Source organism: Streptomyces sp. NPDC058279 (assembly GCF_042881255.1).
Classification (GTDB): domain Bacteria; phylum Actinomycetota; class Actinomycetes; order Streptomycetales; family Streptomycetaceae; genus Streptomyces.
In genome coordinates, this window is the sequence record NZ_JBHVYA010000048.1 from 1 (window position 1) to 3282 (window position 3282).

Below are 3282 nucleotides of genomic sequence, written 5' to 3' on the forward strand. Positions count from 1 at the left end.
GGCGTCAAGCTCACCACCCTGCGCCCGGAGCAGGCCGCCTACATCGGCGTCAAGGTCGAAGGCCCGTACAAGCCCGACCACTACCGCTACTGATCCCCACGGACACCGATCCTCACGGACACCGATCCCTGCGGATCACGCACCACCCCAGGCAGGCCCCCGGCACCCCCGCCGGGGGCCTGCCCCCGTATCCGAGACGCCTCCTCCCAGAAACGAACGTGCGCCCATGCCCCGCGGCCGCTACTCGCTCCACGACCCGCACGACCACACCCCGCTCGGGGAGGAGCACTTCCACTGCGCCCCCGGCCCGAGCGGCTGGCGCTACGTCTCCCAACTGACCGCCCCCGACGGCGAGCACCGCGGCTCGGTGGACCTGGCCATCGACGAACTCGGCCGCCCCATCCGGATGGAGGTCAACGCGGCGAGCTGGCAGGTGCGCGGCGCCGCCATCGACGGCGTCACCTGGGTCCGCACCGACCCCACCGGCACCGAGGCCACCGAAGGCAACGTCCACGCCCCCGGCTTCACCGGCACCTCCCCGGCCTTCCTCGTCGCGACCGCCCGACTGCTGCGCCTCACCCCGGGCGCCCCCGCCACCCGCGTCCGGCTCGTCGCCCTCACCGAGCCCGTCCTCGCACCGCGCACCGTCGACCAGGCATGGGCCCTGACCGGCCGCACCGAACACGCCACCGACAGCGGCCCGCTCCAGGTGGACGAGTACCGCGTCAGCGCGCTCGACACCGGCGAGGTCCACACCGTGCACATCGCCGGCGACGTGGTCCTCTCCGCCCCCGGCATCGAACTCGAACACCTGGAGACCCCGCCCTCCGCCTTCATCGACTGAGGTCCGGCCGGCTCCCGCGCCTCAGGCGGGCGGCGCGAACCCGGTCCCGCCACCGTGAGCCGGCGGCGCCACCGGCGCGGGCGGCAGGTACGGGGCGGGCGGCGGCTGAGGCCCCGGCCCCCGGACGGGCGCCGCGACCGGAGGACCGTACGCCGCGGGCGGACCGTACGCCGCACTCCGGTCGCCGTACGGCGCGACGGGCCGGAACGCCCGGGCCGCGTCCCGCGTCTGCCGCTCGTGCACCACCGCCATCAGGTACGCGGCGGCCGGCACGCCCGCCGGCGGTGGCGTCCCCGTACGCGCCACCACCTCGTCCGCCAGCTTCGCCGCCATCGCGGCGCCCGTCGTCGGGTCGAGTTGGTTCATCCGCGTCAGGTACTGCCGCACCGCCAACCACAGCCCGTCGGGCACCGCCGACAGGTCCACCCCCGCGAAGCGCCCGGCCAGCCAGGGCGGCGGCGGGGGCACCGGCGTCATCCGCGCCCCGGGCACCCGCTCCCGTATCACCAGCGTCCCCCCGAACACGTCCCCGAGCCGCCGCCCCCGCTCCGACACCAGCGAGGCGATGCACGCCACCGCCCCGAACGTCATCTGCAGCTCCACGACCCCCATCGCGCCCCGCACCAGCGCGTGCCGGAACCGGATCGGCCCGCCGTCCTCCCGCACCACCCGCAACCCACAGGCCAACTTGCCCAGCGACCGGCCGTGGCTCAGCGTCTCCACCGCGATCGGCACACCGATCAGCACCAGCAGGAACGTCGCCACTTGCACGGCCGCCCGCGCCGCCTCGTCCAGCGAAGCCGTCGCGAGCACCACCCCGAGCGACACGATCACGTACCCGACGACATAGACGAACGCGTCCAGCGACACCGCCAGCGCCCGGCTCGGCACCCTCGCCGGCCGCAACCCCAGGACGACCGCGTCCCCCGTCACCAGATCGCTCACTGATGCGCACCCTTCCCGTGACCTGACCCACCCCTGTCGCGATCAGTCTGCCAAGCTGACCACCGCAGCAGTAGTCGACGGCGGCCGGCAGCGGCCGCCCGGGGGCAGGGGAGCGGAAAACCGGATGGATGTCGACGTCTTCGTGGCGGCCCACCAGGCGCAGTGGGCCCGTCTGGAACAGCTACTCGGCCGCGGCCGACGGCTCACCGGAGCGGAGGCGGACGAACTCGTCGCCCTCTACCAGCGCACCTCCACCCACCTCTCGCTGATCCAGTCCAGCGCCCCCGACCCCATCCTCATAGGCCGCCTCACCCAGCTCGTCGCCCGAGCCCGCGCGACGGTGACCGGCGCCCGCCGGGCCGGCTGGCGCGACGCGGCCCGCTTCTTCACCGCCGGGTTCCCGGCCGCCGTCTACCGCAGCCGCCGCTGGTGGATACCGACGGCGGTGCTCTCCGTCGCCGTCGGCGTCCTCATGGGCTGGTGGATCGCCACCCATCCGGAGGTCCAGGCCGCGATGGCGGTGCCCGCGGACCTGAAGAAGATGACCCGGCCCGGCGGCGAGTACGAGACGTACTACTCCAGCCACCCGGCGGCGTCCTTCGCGGCCCAGGTCTGGACGAACAACGCCCAAGCGGCGGCGATGTGCCTGGTCCTCGGAGCGTTCCTCGGCCTTCCCGTGCTGTGGATCCTGTTCCTCAACATGGCGAACCTGGGCGCGGGCATCGGGCTGATGGCCTCCGCCGGACGCCTCGACGTCTTCCTCGGCCTGATCCTCCCGCACGGCCTGCTCGAACTGACGGCGGTCTTCATCGCCGCCGGCACGGGCCTGCGCCTGGGCTGGACCGTGATCGACCCGGGCCCCCGCACCCGCCGCACCGCCCTCGCCGAACAGGGCCGGGCGGCCCTCGGCATGGCCATCGGCCTGGCCGTCGTCCTCTTCGTCTCGGGCCTGATCGAGGGCTTCGTGACCCCGTCGGGCCTGCCCACCTGGGCCCGCATCACCATCGGCGTCGCCGCCGAAGCGGCCTTCCTGACCTACGTCTACCTGCTGGGCGGCCGAGCCTCCCGGGCGGGCGAGGTCGGCGACGTCGAGGCGGCCGACCAGACGGCGACGCTCCCCACTGCGGCCTGATGTGCGCGCGGGCCGTGGGAGCTGCTAGTCTCCTCGTCTGTCCCGCGAACACTGTTGACACGGTGGGAGCGGGGAGGTAGATTCAAACGGTTGCCCGAGCCGGACAGGTTCGGACGTGATGGTTTAAAATCTCTCTCGCCCCAGGAATTGAATTCCGAGTGGGTACCGCCGACTCATCATCGAAGCTTCGAAGCCGGGAAATCCGGTGGAAAAGTTCTGATAGAGTCGGACTCGCCGAAAAGGGAAAGCGCGAAAGCACTTGAACCGGAAAGCGAACCCCGCTTCGACCGGGAATCGGACACGAAAGAGTCTGATAGAGTCGGAAACGCAAGAACAAAACGAAGAACAAAGGAAGCGCCCG

Annotated in this window: 5 protein-coding genes; 4 read left to right on the forward strand and 1 reads right to left on the reverse strand. The window is 72.4% G+C overall.

Translation table 11 applies throughout. The features are described 5' to 3' along the window. Together ACFVXJ_RS31170 and ACFVXJ_RS31175 are read left to right on the forward strand one after the other, a co-directional pair. The coding region (locus ACFVXJ_RS31170; RefSeq protein ID WP_351857368.1) for an adenosylhomocysteinase at window positions 1–93 on the forward strand (93 nt) is incomplete at its 5' end. 133 nt (window positions 94–226) lie between these two features. Further along, on the forward strand, window positions 227–844 hold the full coding sequence (locus ACFVXJ_RS31175; RefSeq protein ID WP_389666819.1) for a hypothetical protein: 618 nt from the start codon (window positions 227–229) through the stop codon (window positions 842–844). 21 nt (window positions 845–865) lie between these two features. Here the strand turns inward: ACFVXJ_RS31175 and ACFVXJ_RS31180 are convergent, their stop codons facing one another. After that, window positions 866–1789, reverse strand: coding sequence for an RDD family protein (locus ACFVXJ_RS31180; protein WP_389666821.1), 924 nt, complete (start codon window positions 1787–1789; stop codon window positions 866–868). Window positions 1790–1913: 124 nt separating this feature from the next. Between ACFVXJ_RS31180 and ACFVXJ_RS31185 the strand changes: the two genes are divergently transcribed. Both ACFVXJ_RS31185 and ACFVXJ_RS31190 read left to right on the forward strand, forming a co-directional pair. Then, on the forward strand, window positions 1914–2921 hold the full coding sequence (locus tag ACFVXJ_RS31185; protein ID WP_389666823.1) for a stage II sporulation protein M: 1008 nt from the start codon (window positions 1914–1916) through the stop codon (window positions 2919–2921). Window positions 2922–3011: 90 nt separating this feature from the next. After that, window positions 3012–3282, forward strand: a 271-nt coding sequence (locus tag ACFVXJ_RS31190; RefSeq protein WP_389666824.1) for a hypothetical protein, incomplete at its 3' end; no start/stop codon positions are given.